This window comes from Klebsiella sp. MPUS7 (assembly GCF_009905335.1).
Taxonomy (GTDB): domain Bacteria; phylum Pseudomonadota; class Gammaproteobacteria; order Enterobacterales; family Enterobacteriaceae; genus Klebsiella; species Klebsiella grimontii.
The window spans coordinates 4,334,587-4,352,836 of record NZ_CP047604.1 but is presented as its reverse complement, the minus strand read 5'-3'; the positions used below and the strand labels follow the sequence as shown (position 1 = coordinate 4,352,836).

Here is an 18,250-nt window from a genome sequence, read left to right as displayed (position 1 = left end):
TGAGTGATGTTGCCCGGGTAAGGCGTTAGCCGCAACCCGGGGGGGGCCGGTACGGATGAGAGTGGCTATTACAGATGACCGTGGTTCAAGACGGTGAGCGGCTCGTTGACGTCGAAGATTTTGCAGATAACGTCATCCACGCCGAGAGATTTCAGGCGTGCGGTATGCTTGTTGAGATAAGCGAGCGCGGTTTCTTCATTCTCAAAAAGATAGATCCCGCCCGCTTCCTGATCCTTTTCGCTTTCCGTCCAGACCTTCCAGATAAACCCCGGTTCCTGATTGATAGACTCGGCCAGTTCCACGAGCTGACGGGACATCTCGCTGCCGAAGGGGCCATTAAAGGCAAAGTGCAGCTGCAGTAGTTTTTTCGACATAGTTCCTCCATGGATGAAGTTTGCGCGGTAATAGACCATTTTAATGACATGGCGATGAAAAGATAACCACTGTTTTTTTAACGGCACAAAATGGTAAGTTACTGATTTTTAACCGCACGAAACATTAAAAACTCAACAACACGTCATACTCAATCGCAGTTAATATTCAACTGGCAAATATAAGGTTGCTTATTAATCAAGGAAAAAGTATGGCACATAAAATAAAAGCGCTGGCGATAACGATCGGCGCAGCCCTGGCGTTAACCTCTTTTGCATCCCAGGCGGAAATTACGCTTTTAAAACAAGATCCGCAGGCGGGCGATCCGTTAAGCCGGCTTAACTTCACCGTCGGCGGGAGCATCCGTCCCCAGTTCAATATGATGTCCGGCGACGGAGACAAAGGCTCTTATAAACGTAACGGTTTCGATGGCGGCACCCGTTTCCGCTTCGCCGCCGACTACTATCTGTTCGATGATATTAGCTGGATCAGCTACTACGAGCTGGGCGTCAATATTCCGGCGCTTTTCGACTGGGATAACCACTATGCCGAAGGCGCGAATAACACCAGCCGCCGTATGCTCTATACCGGCCTGAAAAGCGATACCTGGGGGACGTTAACCTACGGTCAGCAGAACAGCGTTTATTACGACGTGGTCGGGGTAAAAACCGATATCTGGGATTACGACATGATAGGCCAGGCGCCGGGTAACGGCATCAACGGTGACTACGATGGTTCCTATCGCTCACGCAATATGCTGAAATACAAGAAAACCGTTGGCGATGTCGATCTCTACGCTTCTTACTTATTCGAAGACAGCGAATATCTGCCGGGCAACGGCCTGCGCTACAAGCGTAAAGGCGGTGGCTCCATCGGCGCCGATTACCACATTATGAAGGATTTGACCTGGGGTGCCGCGTGGAACTATACCCGCGCCGATATGCGTAACCCCTCGAGTTCAGACAGCAAATCATACGACCAGAATATCGTCGGTACCGCCCTAAGCTGGACGCCGGATAACTGGACCTTCTCCTTCGGCGGCGGCTGGTATCAGAACTTCCTGACCACCAAAAAAACCGATGTTCATAACTACTTCGCGGGCGATGCCTGGGGTATTGAGTACTTTGCCGGTTATAAATTCCCGATTGGTCAGTATGCGGTGAAATCTATTCAGCCGTACTTTATGGGCGACCGCCTGCAGTACGTGAACGGCCGCAACTATCAGCGGATTGATAACGGCGTCGGCGTGAGCTTCCAACTGGATTACGGTTTCCGTGTTGACTACGAACACGTCTTCACGTCAAGCACCGACAACCTGGGCGATATGAACCTGGTGCGTCTGCGCTACGACTTCTAAGCTGAAACACTTCCCCGGCGGCGCTGCGCTTCCGGGGCTCGCCGTTTGCGGACCCGTAGCCCGGCTAAGGCGTTTACGCCGCAAGCCGGGACAAGGGAGGATGTGACTACTGCGCCTGCGCCAGCCAGGCGGCGACGTCCTGCCAGCTGCCGCGAAAAATAATCTTCTCCGCTTTTTTGCCGAGCTGGTAGCGGTACATTGGGTCGTAATACTCGTTCAGCAGGGGAACCAGCCAGCTGAAGTGGGCTTCGGTGCTGGCGCTGCGCTGCTGCTCCAGCAGGGCTTCATCAAGCCTGGCAGTGAGCTGGGCAAAACGCTGTAACCCGAGGCGGCGGCGGATAGCGAACAGGCCGTGGTGCAGATATTCGCTATATGCCCGCCAGCCTTGCTCTTCGCCGTAGGCCGCCAGGAAATCGCGATGCATCCGGGTAAAATACTCCTCGCGCAGCCGTTCAAGACGGATCTCAAACGGATCTTCCACTACCGCCAGCGGCGACTGCGCCATGCGAATACGCATACATTCCGGCAGGTGATTGGCGCCGATCATATGCCCCTCATCTTCCAGCACCCAGCGCGTCTGCCGCTCTGACTTTTTGAGCATCGCCACGGCAAGATGATTTTCAAAGGTTGCCTGCTGATACTGCTCCTGCAGGGTACGGCCAAATGAAGAGCCGCGATGGTGGGCGAGGCCCTCGAGATCGATGCCGTCGGGCTGGGCGCAGACCAGCTGGGTTTTACCGTTACCGGTACAGCCGCCAATCAGCACGATAGGGCGCTGCACCAGCTCTTCGGTCAGCTGAATAGCCGCCTGGCGCAGCGCTTTATAGCCGCCGGTAATCAGCGGGTAATCCACGCCTGCGTCATTCAGCCACTGCTGCACGATATGCGAACGCTGGCCGCCGCGGGCGCAGCACAGGTAGCCCTCGGGATAACGCGCGCAGGCTTCTTTCCAGGCGGCGAGGCGGCTGGCGCGAATCTCGCCGCTGACCAACTGATGACCCAGCGCGAGAGCGGCTTCCGGCCCCTGACGTTTATAGCAGGTGCCGACGGCGGCGCGTTCGTCGTCGTTCATCAGCGGCAGGTTGACCGCCGCGGGCATGGCGCTTTGCCTGAATTCAATCGGGGCGCGTACGTCAATCAGCGGCGTATCGCTGGCGAGGATCTGCCGAATATTCTGTGGGACTAATTGCATCATTTAAACCGTTAAGCCATCCAGACGCGTCGCTCGACGCGATAATCCTCCTATTGTACGCGGTGAGCGGTAGGCTGAATTGATTTTTCACGGTGTATCGCTGAATAGTGTCAGGAATCCCTGGATTTCCGGGGCCGAATGGACGAACAGCGAGGCGATATCCTGCACCGCTTTACCATGATGATCTTTGCGCCAGGCGAGGCTCAGAGGAGAGGGGGGACGCATCGCCGGGATCTGTCGGGCGATCAGCTCACCGCGAGCGATAAGCGGCTGGCACAGCGGCTCGGGTAAAAAGCCGATACCGACGCCGGCGATATGCGCCGCGATTTTAGTTTCGATATCGGGAACCACAATCTCTTTTTGCCCCGGCAGACGCCAGGCGACGCGCTTGGTCAATCTCCGGGCGCTGTCCTCAATATTGACCGCAGGATAGCGACGTAGCTGGGCCTCCGATAGCGGATCGCTTTGCTGGCCGAGCGGGTGATGCGGCGACATCACGAACAGCCAGGACACTTCGCCCAGCGGGGTGACCGCAATATTTTCGCCTAACGGTTCGGTGCCGGTAACGCCAATCGCCAGCGAAAAGTCATCGTGCAGAAGCGTATCCCAGACGCCCATATAAATTTGTCGCGAAAAATGAAACTGCGTAAAGGGGTAACGTTGGCTGAGCCAGGCCAGCAGCCGGGCGATGGCCTGCGGGTCATACATCAGGTTATTTACTACAATATTGACCTGGCGCTCCACGCCGTCGTTTATCTGCTGTAGCTCTCCGGGCATACTGTCAATCCAGCCAAGCCATTCTCTGGCCTGCGCCAGCAGGTGCATCCCGGCCGGGGTCAGCAGTACGCTGCGCGTGGTGCGGGAAAAGAGCGCGACGCCGGTGTTATCTTCCAGTAATTTGATGCGATAGCTAATAGTGGCGGTTGTTTTATAGAGTTTTTCCGCCGCTCTGGAGAAGCTGCCGCTCTCCGCTACGCTGACAAAGGTACGTAGTGTTTCGGGGTCTAGCATCGCCTTATTCCTCGTAATTTAATAATTCCCCCATGATTTTTAAGTATTTTTTCATAATAACCATTTCAATTATGTGGCTTAAATCAGGTTTTGGAAAATTATTCCAACTTATAGTTGATACCACTTTGAGATGGCCATGAATTGACCGGTACATCTCTTACCCTCAAGGTATGAGGAGGGGAACGGTTTTTAATGACTAAGGAATATGCAATGAAGCTAGAAGTATTGCCGCTGACGCGCGAAGCCTTCCGCCCCTATGGGGACGTTATCGAAACGGAAGGACAGGATTTTTTCCACATCAACGATGGCAAAGTCCAGCGTTTTCACGATCTGGCGATGGTGGAAACCCTGCAGCAGGAGCGCACGCTGATTAGCATTAACCGCGCCCAGCCGGCGGCGCTACCGATTGTGGTCACCGAGCTGGAACGTCATCCGCTGGGCACCCAGGCGTTTGTGCCGATGAACGGTGAAGCCTTTGTCGTGGTGGTCGCGGCAGGAGGCGATCAACCGGACATGACCACCCTGCGGGCGTTTATCTCCAATGGCCGTCAGGGGGTCAATTACCATCGTAACGTCTGGCATCACCCGCTGTTTGCCTGGCAGAGTGAAACCGATTTTTTAACCGTCGATCGCGGCGGAAAAGATAACTGCGATGTGGTAGAGATCCCGACCGTGGAGTTGAGCTTTGCGTGAGGTTGCACGTGACGCTATCGATTATCTTGCATAACATGTGGGCGCTTACACACTATTTATGCTCAGGTTTTGAGCCGGAGATAATCGAGGTATGACAGAAGTGAGAAGGCGGGGAAGGCCGGGCCAGCAGGAGCCTTCCGCGCAAAAAGGCGCCCAGGCGCTGGAGAGAGGGATCGCGATACTGCAATACCTTGAAAAGAGCGGCGGCAGCTCGTCGGTCAGCGATATTTCCCTGAATCTGGACTTACCGTTGTCGACCACCTTTCGTCTGCTTAAGGTGCTGGAAGGCGCGGATTTTGTGTATCAGGACGCGCAGTTAGGCTGGTGGCACATCGGACTTGGCGCATTCAATATCGGTTCGGCGTACATCCACAACCGGGATGTTTTATCCGTCGGCGGACCCTTTATGCGCCGGCTGATGCTGATGTCGGGCGAGACCGTCAACGTGGCGATTCGCAACGGCAACGAAGCGGTGCTGATTGGCCAGCAGGAGTGCAAGTCGATGGTGAGGATGTGCGCGCCGCTCGGCAGCCGACTACCGCTGCATGCTTCAGGCGCCGGGAAAGCGCTGCTGTATCCGCTGTCGGCGGAAGAGCTGGTGGATGTCATTGTGAAGACCGGACTACAGCGGTTTACGCCGGCGACGATCGTCGATTTGCCGGTCCTGCAGCGGAATCTGGATGAAGCGCGAGCCTGCGGCTACAGCATTGACCAGGAGGAGCACGTGACAGGATTAAACTGTATTGCTTCAGCGGTTTACGATGATGTGGGGTCCGTGGTCGCGGCGATTTCGATTTCCGGGCCGGCGTCCCGCTTAACCCCGGATCGTTTTATCAGCCAGGGAGAGCTGGTAAGGGAGACGGCAAGGAATATCAGCACCGCGCTGGGACTCAAACCCCAGGCTGATTGATAGCCGAACCGACCCGCTCTGCGGAGCGGGACTTTTTTGGCTTTTTTCAAATTTGGAAAATTTTTCCAATATAGCGAGGTAGTAAAAAATGGCAAAAATGAGAGCCGTCGACGCGGCAATGTATGTACTGGAAAAAGAAGGAATTACCACCGCATTTGGCGTGCCCGGCGCGGCGATTAACCCGTTCTATTCGGCGATGCGCAAGCACGGCGGGATCCGTCATATTCTGGCGCGTCACGTGGAAGGCGCGTCGCATATGGCGGAAGGTTATACGCGGGCCACGGCCGGCAATATCGGCGTATGTCTGGGAACATCGGGCCCGGCGGGAACGGATATGATCACCGCGCTGTACTCCGCCTCCGCTGACTCCATTCCTATTTTGTGCATCACCGGCCAGGCGCCGCGCGCGCGTCTGCATAAAGAAGATTTCCAGGCGGTCGATATAGAGTCCGTTGCTAAGCCCGTCACTAAGATGGCGGTGACCGTGCGCGAAGCGGCGCTGGTGCCGGGCGTGCTGCAACAGGCTTTCCATCTGATGCGCTCCGGCAGACCGGGACCGGTTCTAATCGACCTGCCTTATGATGTCCAGGTCGCGGAAATCGAATTTGATCCTGAGCTGTATGCGCCGCTCCCGGCGTATAAACCTGTTGCCACGCGCCCGCAGATTGAACGCGCGCTGGCGATGTTGCTGATGGCCGAACGCCCGGTGATAGTCGCCGGCGGCGGGGTAATTAACGCCGATGCCGCGGCGCTGTTGCAGCAATTTGCCGAAATCACCCATGTGCCGGTGATCCCGACGCTGATGGGCTGGGGCTGTATCCCGGACGACCATGAGCTGATGGCCGGTATGGTCGGCTTACAAACCGCGCACCGCTACGGCAACGCCACGCTGCTGGCCTCCGACCTTGTGTTCGGTATTGGCAACCGCTTTGCCAACCGTCATACCGGTTCGGTCGAGAAGTACACCGCAGGCCGCAAAATCATCCATATCGATATCGAACCGACGCAGATTGGCCGCGTGCTGTGCCCGGATTTAGGGATTGTCTCCGATGCGAAAGCGGCGTTGACCCAACTGGTGGATATCGCGCAGCAGATGCAAAAAGAGGGCCGCCTGCCTCGCCGCGAGCGCTGGGTTGCCGAATGTCAGGAGCGCAAGCGCACGCTGCTGCGTAAAACCCACTTCGATAACGTGCCGGTCAAACCGCAGCGCGTTTATGAAGAGATGAACAAAGCCTTTGGTCGCGACGTGTGCTACGTCACCACCATCGGTCTGTCGCAAATCGCCGCCGCGCAGATGCTGCACGTATTTAAAGACCGCCACTGGATCAACTGCGGCCAGGCGGGGCCGCTGGGCTGGACGCTGCCCGCCGCGCTGGGCGTTTGCGCCGCCGACCCAGAGCGTAACGTGGTGGCGATCTCCGGCGACTTCGACTTCCAGTTCCTGATTGAAGAGTTGGCGGTAGGCGCGCAGTTCAATATTCCTTACGTCCACGTACTGGTGAACAACGCCTATCTGGGTTTAATTCGTCAGTCGCAGCGCGCGTTCGATATGGATTACTGCGTCCAGCTGGCGTTTGAAAATATCAACTCCAGCGAAGTGAACGGCTACGGCGTCGATCACGTGAAGGTCGCCGAAGGTCTCGGCTGTAAAGCGATTCGCGTCTTTAAACCTGAAGATATCGCGCCCGCATTTGAACAGGCGAAAGCGTGGATGAAAGAGTATCGCGTGCCGGTGGTGGTGGAAGTGATCCTTGAGCGCGTGACCAATATCTCGATGGGCAGCGAGCTGGATAACGTCATGGAGTTCGAAGACGTTGCCGACAGCGCCATCGATGCGCCAACCGAAACCTGCTTTATGAAATATGAATAAATGAGGTGAACCTATGTTGCGCTTTTCTGCCAATCTTTCGATGTTATTTCAGGAATATGATTTTCTCGAGCGCTTTGATAAAGCGGCGGCCTGCGGTTTTCGCGCCGTTGAATTTATGTTCCCGTATGACTATGCGCCCGAGGTATTAAAGCAAAAGCTGAGCGACAACCGGCTGGAGCATACCTTACATAATTTACCCGCTGGCGACTGGGCGGCAGGGGAGCGCGGCATCGCCTGTATTCCCGGTCGCGAAGCGGAGTTCCGCGAGGGCGTTGATGCCGCAGTCCGCTACGCCAAAGCGCTGGGCAATCGTAAAATCAACTGCCTGGTCGGTAAAACCCCGGTGGGCTATCGCGAAGATCATATTCGCGCCACGCTGGTGGCGAATTTACGTTTTGCCGCCGCCGCGCTGGCCCAGGAGGGGATTCTGCTGCTGATTGAGCCGATTAATTATTTCGATATGCCGGGGTTCTATCTGAATACCACGCATCAGGCGCTAGCGCTCATTGATGAGGTCGGCAGCGATAATCTGAAAATCCAGTACGATATTTATCATATGCAGCGCATGGAGGGTGAATTAACCCATACGATGCAAACTTATGCCAACCGAATTGGTCATTTACAGATTGCCGACAACCCGGAGCGCGGAGAGCCGGGAACCGGAGAAATTAATTACGATTATCTTTTTAAATTTATCGACAAGTCAAATTATGACGGCTGGGTCGGCTGCGAATATAAACCGCTGACTACCACCGAAGCGGGCCTGACATGGTTTAATCGCTACCGCTAATTTTTAATTTATCGTTGGGCACTATTTATTATTCCATTTCGGGGAAGGGATAACTATTGCCCAAATAAATCGAAACAGAAATTTTGAGAGGAAACGTATGAAACTGGGATTTATTGGTTTAGGTATTATGGGCACCCCGATGGCGCTCCGACTTGCCAAAGCGGGCCACGCGCTGCACGTGACCACCATCGGTCCGGTTGCTGAAGAACTGCTCAAGCAGGGCGCGCAGCATCTGGCTACCGCCGAGCAGGTCGCGGAGCAGTCCGAGATTATTTTTATCATGGTCCCGGATACCCCGCAGGTTGCCGACGTGTTGTTTGGCGAACACGGCTGCGCCAAAGCGGCCCTGAAGGGCAAAACCATCGTTGATATGAGTTCTATATCGCCGATTGAAACCAAGCGTTTTGCACAGCAGGTGCGGGATTTGGGCGCGGATTATCTCGATGCGCCGGTATCCGGCGGCGAAATTGGCGCGCGTGAAGGCACGCTCTCGATTATGGTCGGCGGTGACGAAAACGTGTTTGCTCGCGTGAAGCCGCTGTTTGATATCCTGGGTAAAAACATCACCCTCGTCGGCGGTAACGGCGACGGGCAGACCTGTAAAGTCGCCAATCAGATTATCGTCGCACTGAATATTGAAGCGGTCTCCGAAGCGCTGGTTTTCGCGTCTAAAGCCGGAGCCGATCCCGCTCGCGTTCGTCAGGCGCTGATGGGCGGCTTCGCCTCCTCGCGTATTCTGGAAGTACATGGCGAAAGAATGTTGAACCGGACTTTTAATCCCGGCTTTAAAATTTCCCTGCACCAGAAGGATCTTAATCTGGCATTGCAGAGCGCGAAAGCGCTGGCGCTTAATTTACCAAATACGGCAACCTGTCAGGAGCTATTTAATACCTGCGTCGCCAACGGCGGTAGCGAATTAGATCACTCGTCTTTAGTTCAGGCGCTGGAATTAATGGCGAATCATAAAATATCGTAATGAGAAAATGCTGCCGATTCCGGCAGCGTTTTTTAAACTTCACGGGTGAATTTATGGATACTATCAATAAAACGGGTATCGACTATTGGAAGAAAATAGTCGTGGTAATGAGTCTGGGCTGGGTGGCAATATGGATTTATCGTACCGTATTAACGCCGATTTACCCGGAAATTCAGGCGTCCTTAGGCAACGTCAGTAACGCTGAAATTGGCGCGATAGCCAGCTTCTATTTTCTTGCCTACTGCGGAATGCAGATCCCCTGCGGTATTCTGGTTGATAAACTGGGGCAGAAAATTATGCTGATGTGTGGTTTCTCGCTGTTTATTATCGGCACGCTAAGCATCGCTAATGCGGGAAACCTGACGCTGATTTATATCGGCTCGCTGCTGGCCGGCGCCGGCTGCGCGTCCTTCTTCAGCTCCGCCTATTCGCTCTCCTCGGCCAACGTGCCGCAGGAGCGTCGGGCGCTGGCGAACGCCATTATTAACAGCGGCTCGGCTATCGGGATGGGGATTGGCCTGATTGGCTCAAGCATTCTGGTCAAAAGCATGCATATGGCCTGGCAAAACGTGTTGTTTATTGTCGCCGCGATCCTGGTGGTGATGCTCTGCGTGTTTACCCTGGTGATTCGTCGCAAGCTTAAAGAGCCAGCCGCAGCGGTCAATAAAAATAGCGCCACGGCGTCAGCACCGGTCGAAGAGAAGTCAGCGCCGCTGTTTTCGCCGCTGCTGTGCAGCGTTTACTTCCTCTATTTCTGCACCTGCTACGGCTACTACCTGATCGTCACCTGGCTGCCTTCCTATCTCCAGACCGAACGCGGCTTTGACGGCGGGGCCATTGGTTTTGCTTCGGCGCTGGTGGCGGTTGTCGGGGTGCCGGGGGCGCTGTTCTTTAGCCATCTGTCGGATAAATTCCGCGACAGTAAAGTCAAAGTTATTCTCGGGCTGGAGATTGTCGCCGCGGCCATGCTGATGTTTACCGTCCTGTCGCCGAATACCACCATGCTGATGATTAGCCTCGTGCTGTACGGACTGCTGGGCAAAATGGCCGTTGACCCGATTCTTATTTCGTTTGTCTCCGAGCAGGCATCAGCGAAAACATTAGGCCGCGCTTTCAGCTTATTTAATTTCTTTGGTATGAGTTCAGCGGTCGTTGCCCCGACGCTCACCGGTTTTATTTCCGATCTGACTGGGTCAAAAGAAATTAGTTTTGTGATGTCTGCCGGGCTAGTTATTACCGGAACGATACTGTTTGCATTGATTACCTTGCGTAAGAACAAAATACAGTCAAAGACAATCCCCGTATAATAAAAATAAATAATTATAATAATTTGTTGTTCCACATAGCTAAACCTGTAAGCGTAATCCGATGCGTATTAAGAGGGAATTATGGAACAAGCTCAAGACCTGTACAAATCCAGAGGTTATAGCGACGATCTATTACCAAAAATAGAATCGCAGCGTAACTGGAAGACATTTAACTATTTTACCTTATGGATGGGATCCGTACACAACGTACCTAATTATGTCATGGTTGGTGGTTTTTTTATTCTTGGACTATCAACGTTCAGTATAATGATGGCAATAATATTGAGTGCTTTTATTATTGCCGCGGTTATGGTGTTTAATGGCGCTGCCGGAAGTAAATACGGCGTACCCTTCGCTATGATTTTAAGAGCCTCGTATGGGGTGCGCGGGGCATTATTACCTGGCCTGCTCAGAGGCGGTATTGCGGCGATTATGTGGTTTGGTTTGCAATGCTATGCCGGTTCGCTGGCATTCCTGATCTTATTAGGCAAACTGTGGCCAGCGTTTTTGACCCTTGGCGGCGATTTTAAGCTGCTGGGACTGTCGTTGCCGGGGCTGATCGCCTTTCTGGTTTTCTGGCTGATTAATGTGGGGATTGGTTTCGGCGGCGGAAAAGTTCTCAATAAATTCACCGCGATCCTCAACCCCTGTATCTATGTTGTGTTCGGCGGCATGGCCATCTGGGCTATCTCGCTGGTGGGGATCGGCCCGATCCTCGACTACCTACCGACCGGAGTGGAGAAAGCGGAACATAGCGGTTTCCTGTTCCTGGTGGTGATTAACGCGGTGGTCGCCGTGTGGGCGGCGCCGGCTGTCAGCGCCTCGGACTTTACCCAGAACGCGCGCTCGTTTCGCGATCAGGCGCTTGGGCAAACCCTTGGTTTAGTCGTGGCTTATATTCTTTTCGCGGTGGCCGGGGTGTGCATTATCGCCGGGGCCAGTATCCATTACGAAATGGATACCTGGAACGTGCTGGATATCGTGCAGAAATGGGATAGCCTGTTTGCTTCTTTCTTTGCGGTGCTGGTGATATTAATGACCACGATCTCCACCAACGCCACCGGTAATATTATTCCGGCAGGCTATCAAATCGCGGCAATTGCACCGACTAAATTGACCTATAAAAACGGCGTACTGATCGCCAGTATTATTAGCCTGCTGATCTGCCCATGGAAATTAATGGAGAATCAGGACAGTATTTATCTTTTTCTCGATATTATCGGCGGCATGCTGGGCCCGGTTATTGGGGTAATGATGGCGCACTACTTTGTCGTCATGCGCGGGCAAATTAATCTTGATGAGCTGTATACCGCGCCGGGTGATTATAAGTATTTTGATAATGGTTTTAACGTTACCGCATTCCTGGTCACCATCGTGGCGGTGATTTTATCGCTCGGCGGAAAATTTATTCCGCTGCTCGAACCATTCTCCCGGGTGTCGTGGTTTGTCGGCGTCATCGTCGCTTTTGCCGCATACGCTTTACTAAAAAAACGGGCGCTGCCGAATAATATTTCGCACCCGGATGTTGTTAGCTGATTTTATTATCAAGAGGAAGATTTATTTCAGGGATGAAGCATCAATACCCAAAGCCACAAGCAGAAGTATGGCGGGTTAATCGTCTGTACACATACAAGGAGTTTTATATGTCTTTTGATTTAATTATTAAAAACGGCACCGTTATTCTGGAAAACGAATCGCGGGTGGTGGATATCGCGGTTGCTAACGGCAAAATCGCCGCGATCGGTGAAAACCTGGGCGAAGCGAAGCAGGTGATGGATGCTTCGGGCCTGATCGTGTCGCCGGGGATGGTCGATGCGCATACCCACATCTCTGAGCCGGGGCGTACCCACTGGGAAGGATATGAAACCGGCACTCGCGCAGCGGCAAAAGGCGGCATCACCACGATGATCGAAATGCCGCTGAACCAGCTCCCGGCGACCACCGACCGCGAAACCATCGAGCTGAAATTCGATGCCGCGAAGGGCAAGCTAACCATCGACGCCGCGCAGCTTGGCGGCCTGGTTTCCTATAATCTGGACCGCCTGCATGAGCTGGATGAAGTGGGCGTGGTGGGCTTCAAATGCTTTGTCGCCACCTGCGGCGATCGCGGGATCGACAACGACTTCCGCGACGTTAACGACTGGCAGTTTTTCAAAGGCGCGCAAAAGCTGTCCGAAATGAAGCAGACCGTGTTGGTGCACTGTGAAAATGCGCTGATCTGCGATGAGCTCGGCGAAGAAGCAAAAAGAGAGAGCCGCGTGACGGCGCATGATTATGTCGCGTCGCGTCCGGTCTTCACCGAAGTCGAGGCGATCCGCCGCGTTCTCTATCTGGCGAAAGTCGCCGGTTGCCGCCTGCACGTATGCCACGTCAGCAGCCCGGAAGGGGTCGCCGAAGTGACCCGCGCGCGTCAGGAGGGTCAAGACGTCACCTGCGAATCCTGTCCGCACTACTTTGTGCTGGATACCGAGCAGTTCGAAGCGATTGGCACCCTGGCGAAGTGCTCTCCGCCGATCCGCGACGCGGAGAACCAGAAGGGAATGTGGGAGAAGCTGTTCAACGGCGAAATAGACTGCCTGGTCTCCGACCACTCTCCGTGTCCGCCGGAAATGAAGGCGGGCAATATCATGCAGGCCTGGGGCGGGATTGCCGGTCTGCAAAGCTGCATGGACGTGATGTTCGACGAAGCGGTGCAGAAGCGCGGTATGTCTCTGCCGCAGTTCGCCCGCCTGATGGCGACCAACGCCGCCGATATTTTCGGCCTCAAGCACAAGGGGCGCATCGCGCCGGGCAAAGACGCCGACCTGGTGTTTATTCAGCCGAACAGCAGCTACGTTTTGCAGGCGGAAGACCTCGAATACCGGCATAAAGTCAGCCCGTACGTTGGCCGGAAGATTGGCGCGCGTATCACTAAAACCATCCTGCGCGGCGAGGTGATTTATGACATCGAGCAGGGTTTCCCGCAGGCGCCGAAGGGGAAATTTATCCTTAAGCATCAGCAGTAACGGGTAACCGTTGCATTCCCGGATTGCGGCGTAAACCCCTTATCCGGGTTACGAACCTGACGTCGTGCGCGGGTTTTGTAGCCCGGGTAAGGCGCAAGCCGCGATCCGGGGCATAACCCACACCGTTCAATGTTTAGCGCCAGTTCAACGTCAGGCGCTTTGTCAGGATTTTATCATGGTGGTATTGCCGCTAAATCAACGAAACACCCTGGCGGGATTTCAATGGTTCTTTTTTATCTTCTGCAACACCGTGGTGGTGCCGCCGACATTACAATCTGCTTTTCAGCTTCCCGCCAGCGCGCTGATTACGCTTACGCAATACGGTTTTATTACCACCGGGCTGGCGTGTCTGGCGCAGGCGCTGCTGGGCCACCGTCGCGCGATTATGGAGGGGCCGACGGGGCTATGGTGGAGCACCATTCTGACCGTCACCGTCGGCGAAGCCGCGCGCGGCACCGCGTTCGACAGCATTGCGGCCAGCCTGGCGGTGGGTATCTTTCTCTCAGCCGTTCTGACCATCATTATTGGCGTCAGCGGCATCGGCCATCGCCTGGCGAAGCTCTTTAGCCCGACGGTGATGGTCTTTTTTATGCTGCTGCTCGGCGCGCAGCTGACGACCATATTTTTTAAAGGCATGCTCGGGCTGCCCTTTAGTTCGACCCAGGCCAACGCCGCCATTCAACTGGCGCCCTTTGGCCTCGCGCTGGCGGTGATGATCCTGGTGCTGGGGATGATTATTTTTCTCCCGGACGGCATCGCCCGCTACGCTCTGCTGACAGGAACCCTGGCGGGATGGGCGAGCTGGTACCTGCTGTTTCGCACGCCGCCCGCCACGGCGGCATCCGGGCCGATTCACTGGCAATGGTTTCCGCTCGGCTACGGCGAAGAACTACGCCCAGGCATTATCCTGACGGCGCTGCTGGCCGGGCTGGTGAATATCACCAATACCTACGGCGCCATTCGCGGCACCGACGTTTTTTATCCCCAACAGGGCGCCAGTAATAGCCGCTACCGACGCAGCTTTATTATCTCCGGCCTGATGACCTTAATAACAGTTCCTCTTAGCGTGGTGCCGTTTTCACCGTTTGTTTCGTCGATAGGCTTATTAACCCAAACCGGAGAAACCTCGCGCCAGCCGTTTATTATCGGCTGCCTGTGTTGTCTTTTAGTTGGCCTGTTTACGCCGCTGACCCACTTTTTTACCACGTTGCCGCTGCCGATTAGCAGCGCGGTCATGCTGGTCTCTTATCTGCCGTTGTTATATTCCAGCTTATCGTTCAGTAAACAAATTACCTTCACCGCGCGAAATATCTACCGGCTGGCGCTGCCGCTCTTTATCGGTATTTTTTTAATGGGTCTGCCGCCAGTTTATCTCCAGACGCTACCCCTGATAATTCGACCGCTATTAGGCAACGGCTTATTAATCGGCGTGCTGCTGGCGGTAGTGATGGAAAATCTCATTCCCTGGGATCGTATTAAGTCATGACAGCAAAAAGGATCAACAATGAAAATTATTATTGCACCGGACTCTTTCAAAGAGAGCGTTAGCGCCAGCCGCTGCGCCCAGGCGATAAAAGCGGGCTTTGTCTCAATTTTCCCGCAGGCGGAGTGCGTCTGTCTGCCGATCGCCGATGGCGGCGAAGGAACGGTTGAGGCGATGGTCGAGGCCACTGACGGCAAAATGGTGATGCTGCCGGTCATGGGGCCGATGGGCGATTTTGTCGGCGCCTTCTACGGCCTGAGCGGCGACGGGCAAACCGCATTTATTGAGATGGCGGCGGCCAGCGGGCTGATGCTGGTTCCCGCCGGGGAGCGTAACCCCCTGCGGGCTACCAGCTACGGCACCGGCGAGCTGATTCGCCATGCGCTGGACGCCGGGGTTCGCCATATTATTCTCGGTATTGGCGGTAGCGCCACGGTAGACGGCGGGATGGGTATGGCCCAGGCGCTGGGGGCGCGCTTTCTGGATGAGCGCGGCGAGAGCGTCGGCCTTGGCGGCGGGGCGTTACAGCGGTTGGTAAAAATAGACCTAAGCGACCTCGATCCGCGCCTTCACGATTGCCGGATTGAGGTGGCCTGCGACGTCGATAACCCGCTGCTCGGCGAACGCGGCGCGGCGGCGGTTTTTGGTCCGCAAAAAGGGGCTTGCATAGAAATGGTTGCCGTTCTGGAGCGCGGGTTACAAAACTACGCTCGGGTTATGCTGGCGGCTACCGGTCAGGATGTCGCGCCGATGGTCGGCGGCGGCGCGGCCGGCGGAATGGGCGCGGCGGCCCGGGTTTTCCTTAACGCTACGCTGAAATCAGGTATCGATATTGTGCTGGAAGCGGTTCATCTGGAGGAGGCGCTGCGCGATGCGGACCTGGTGATCACCGGCGAAGGACGAATGGATTCGCAAACCGTTGGCGGCAAAGCGCCGATCGGCGTGGCGCGGATCGCCAAAAAGTACGACATCCCGGTTATCGGTATCGCGGGCGTGCTGGGCGACGGCGTTGAAGCGGTGCATCAGCACGGTATTGATGCGGTATTCAGTATTTTACCCGCGCTGGCGCCGCTGGCCGAGGTGCTGGATCGCGGCGAGCAGAATCTCTATGCCTGCGCGCGTAATATTGCCTGCGCAATAAAATTAGGTCAGCAAATCCCCGTCTGAATAAAAAATGCCACGGTTTTCACCGTGGCAAAATCCAACATAGCTAAACAAAAAAGGTGAACTTAATCAGTGACAATCAGATCTCAACGTCGCGATGGCAATCTTTCGAGTAAATGTAGCTAAACGCCTCGCGCCCGACGCCGTATCCGGCCTGTAGTGAATAAGCGCCCATAAAGATATAGTCGCCTTTTTTCACCGGCACCCAGTTGTTGTCGAGGTTATAAACGCCCTGGCCGGAGAGAATATAGGCACCGTGTTCCTGGACGTGGGTTTCGATATAACCGTGGCTGGCTCCCGGCTCGAAGGAGAGAATATGCATGTTCATATCGAAGCCCAGCTCTTTCGGCAGGAAATCGATCAGGATAACGTCTTCCATTCCTTCATAATGAATCCGCTCCAGCTGGCTGACGTTGCCGGTAACCAGATAAGGGGCGTGATCCTCAACCGCAATATAGCGGCGCTTGTAGAGGAACAGCTGGCTGTCGCCTGAGCGGTTATTGATGAAGGTGAGTTTCTCGCCCGGCGGGCAGTAAATATAGCCGCCTTTGGTTAGCGGGAAGCTTTTGCCTTGCGCCCCGGCGGTGATTTCCCCCTCAATCACATACAGGAAGGTCTCAATCCCTTCGCCGCCGAAACCGCCCGGATTACCGCCGTTTTCATGCAGCGTCACCAGATAATCCACAAAGGTCGCGCCTAATTTCGGCGTTGACAGAATGGTCACATCGCAATTAGTAAAACCCGGAATAATATTTTTGACCAGACCGTCCGGCGTCAGCAGCGCATAATTGCCGTGGCGCACGATGGAACGGCTGGCCAGTAAATCGTCGCGATAACCAACCACATTATTTAAATAACCCATTATCTTTTCCTTATTCAGTCCAGGCCAGTTGATGCAACATTAAGGCCAGCGTTTTTACGCCTTCCGCCAGATCGTCGATATGCGTGCTTTCCGCCGGGTTATGGCTGATGCCCTTAATGCTCGGCATAAAGATCATGCAGGTCGGGAAGCAGGGGGCGAAAATTTGTGCGTCGTGGCCCGCGCCGCTGTGCATCACGCGGAAATTCACCCTCTCTTTCTCACAAAGCGCGGTGAGCCGGGCCACCAGCGTTTTATCCATCGGAACCGGGGCTTCATCCATCCACAAGTCGATTTCAATGCCAATCTCCATTCCCCGGCAGATCCGCCGCATATCGGCTTCAATCACTTCCGTAAAGGCCGTTAACTCACGGGCATCGGTATGGCGGCAGTCCATGGTGAAAACCGTTTTACCCGGCACCACGTTAACGGTATTCGGCTGCGGATCGACCTTGCCGAAGGTGAGCACCAGCGGGTCGCCGTGGGCCTTCGCTTTGGCGATAGACTCGCAGCAGATGCGGCTAAACGCATGAACGGTATCGCGGCGGTAGCCCATTGGTGTGGTACCGGCATGATTGGACTCGCCGGTGAGGGTGACGGTGTAGCGGCGCTGTCCGACGATGGCGTTGACCACGCCGATGGATTGCTTATTGGTTTCCAGCACCCGGCCCTGTTCGATATGCAGCTCGACGAAGGCTTTAATATCCCGGCGCGGCGCCAGCGGGGCGGCGGGCAGCGTGAATCCGCACTGCTTCATGGCATCGACAAACGCCACGCCTTTGGCGTCCTTAATCTCGCGCACGTCCGCCGGGTTGGCGATGCCGACGATATTTTTGCTGCCCCAGAAGACATAAGGGAAGCGGCTGCCTTCTTCCTCGGCTAGCGCCAGCACTTCGACGGTGCGCAGCGGTTCGCCGTAGGTCTCTTTTAGCCAGCGTACCGCCAGCCAGGCCGCCAGCGCGCCGAACTGGCCGTCAAGATTACCGCCGTTGACCACGCTATCAATATGCGAACCGCTAAGGATAACTTCGTCGGGAAAGCGCGTACCGGGCAGGCGGCCATAAAGGTTGCCGACTTCATCAAAGCGCGTTTCCAGCCCGCTTTCGCTCATCCGTTGTTTAAACGCCTGCTGCGCCTGTAACCATTCCGGCGAATAGAGCAGGCGGGTAATTCCCCCGGTCGGGTCGGCGCCGAAAGAGGAAAGCCAGGGCAAGGTCTCTTCTATTGCCTGTCGAAAATAATGAGCCATACGCAACTCCTG

16 protein-coding genes are annotated in these 18,250 nt (G+C 55.1%); 11 read left to right on the top strand and 5 right to left on the bottom strand.

Going from position 1 to position 18,250, the window contains the following annotated elements:
* Nucleotides 1-68 precede the first annotated feature (68 nt).
* Complete coding sequence (locus GUC22_RS20325; protein ID WP_049085210.1) at nucleotides 69-374, bottom strand: monooxygenase; 306 nt, start codon at nucleotides 372-374, stop codon at nucleotides 69-71.
* Between the two features lie 209 nt (nucleotides 375-583).
* Here GUC22_RS20325 and GUC22_RS20320 point away from each other — a divergent pair, with 209 nt between their 5' ends.
* On the top strand, nucleotides 584-1,729 hold the full coding sequence (locus GUC22_RS20320; RefSeq protein WP_004130005.1) for a porin: 1,146 nt from the start codon (nucleotides 584-586) through the stop codon (nucleotides 1,727-1,729).
* A gap of 106 nt (nucleotides 1,730-1,835) precedes the next feature.
* Here GUC22_RS20320 and mnmH read toward each other — a convergent pair whose 3' ends face one another.
* Complete coding sequence (gene mnmH / locus GUC22_RS20315; protein WP_049085243.1) at nucleotides 1,836-2,921, bottom strand: tRNA 2-selenouridine(34) synthase MnmH; 1,086 nt, start codon at nucleotides 2,919-2,921, stop codon at nucleotides 1,836-1,838.
* Nucleotides 2,922-3,008: 87 nt separating this feature from the next.
* Complete coding sequence (gene allS / locus GUC22_RS20310) at nucleotides 3,009-3,932, bottom strand: HTH-type transcriptional activator AllS (protein WP_004137900.1); 924 nt, start codon at nucleotides 3,930-3,932, stop codon at nucleotides 3,009-3,011.
* 210 nt (nucleotides 3,933-4,142) lie between these two features.
* Between allS and allA the strand changes: the two genes are divergently transcribed.
* The 10 genes from allA to glxK all read left to right on the top strand — a co-directional run bounded on the left by allA (nucleotide 4,143) and on the right by glxK (nucleotide 16,133).
* Entirely contained in the window at nucleotides 4,143-4,625 is a 483-nt protein-coding gene (gene allA / locus GUC22_RS20305) for an ureidoglycolate lyase (RefSeq protein WP_004137898.1), read from the top strand.
* Nucleotides 4,626-4,716: 91 nt separating this feature from the next.
* Nucleotides 4,717-5,535, top strand: coding sequence for an HTH-type transcriptional repressor AllR (gene allR / locus GUC22_RS20300; RefSeq protein WP_049088818.1), 819 nt, complete (start codon nucleotides 4,717-4,719; stop codon nucleotides 5,533-5,535).
* Between the two features lie 88 nt (nucleotides 5,536-5,623).
* Nucleotides 5,624-7,405 carry a glyoxylate carboligase gene (gene gcl / locus GUC22_RS20295; RefSeq protein WP_116943821.1) on the top strand — a complete coding sequence of 594 codons (1,782 nt, stop codon included), beginning with the start codon at nucleotides 5,624-5,626 and terminating at the stop codon, nucleotides 7,403-7,405.
* Nucleotides 7,406-7,418: 13 nt separating this feature from the next.
* On the top strand, nucleotides 7,419-8,195 hold the full coding sequence (gene hyi, locus GUC22_RS20290; RefSeq protein ID WP_004137893.1) for a hydroxypyruvate isomerase: 777 nt from the start codon (nucleotides 7,419-7,421) through the stop codon (nucleotides 8,193-8,195).
* A 97-nt stretch (nucleotides 8,196-8,292) separates the two neighbouring features.
* Complete coding sequence (gene glxR / locus GUC22_RS20285) at nucleotides 8,293-9,171, top strand: 2-hydroxy-3-oxopropionate reductase (protein ID WP_004137891.1); 879 nt, start codon at nucleotides 8,293-8,295, stop codon at nucleotides 9,169-9,171.
* 53 nt (nucleotides 9,172-9,224) lie between these two features.
* Nucleotides 9,225-10,478, top strand: a complete 1,254-nt coding sequence (locus tag GUC22_RS20280; protein WP_004137889.1) for an MFS transporter — start codon at nucleotides 9,225-9,227, stop codon at nucleotides 10,476-10,478.
* A gap of 81 nt (nucleotides 10,479-10,559) precedes the next feature.
* On the top strand, nucleotides 10,560-12,014 hold the full coding sequence (locus GUC22_RS20275) for an allantoin transporter (RefSeq protein ID WP_064342294.1): 1,455 nt from the start codon (nucleotides 10,560-10,562) through the stop codon (nucleotides 12,012-12,014).
* Between the two features lie 107 nt (nucleotides 12,015-12,121).
* Entirely contained in the window at nucleotides 12,122-13,483 is a 1,362-nt protein-coding gene (gene allB, locus GUC22_RS20270; protein ID WP_024359000.1) for an allantoinase AllB, read from the top strand.
* A gap of 175 nt (nucleotides 13,484-13,658) precedes the next feature.
* Complete coding sequence (locus tag GUC22_RS20265) at nucleotides 13,659-14,969, top strand: uracil/xanthine transporter (protein WP_024358999.1); 1,311 nt, start codon at nucleotides 13,659-13,661, stop codon at nucleotides 14,967-14,969.
* Between the two features lie 18 nt (nucleotides 14,970-14,987).
* A complete protein-coding gene (glxK, locus tag GUC22_RS20260) occupies nucleotides 14,988-16,133 on the top strand; it encodes a glycerate 3-kinase (RefSeq protein ID WP_024358998.1) in 1,146 nt (381 codons plus the stop codon).
* Nucleotides 16,134-16,209: 76 nt separating this feature from the next.
* Here the strand turns inward: glxK and allE are convergent, their stop codons facing one another.
* Together allE and allC are read right to left on the bottom strand one after the other, a co-directional pair.
* The gene (gene allE / locus GUC22_RS20255; protein WP_049088822.1) at nucleotides 16,210-16,992 is read right to left on the bottom strand and encodes a (S)-ureidoglycine aminohydrolase; all 783 of its coding nucleotides are present in this window, start codon (nucleotides 16,990-16,992) and stop codon (nucleotides 16,210-16,212) included.
* 10 nt (nucleotides 16,993-17,002) lie between these two features.
* A complete protein-coding gene (gene allC, locus GUC22_RS20250) occupies nucleotides 17,003-18,238 on the bottom strand; it encodes an allantoate deiminase (RefSeq protein WP_024358996.1) in 1,236 nt (411 codons plus the stop codon).
* Between the last annotated feature and the right edge of the window lie 12 nt (nucleotides 18,239-18,250).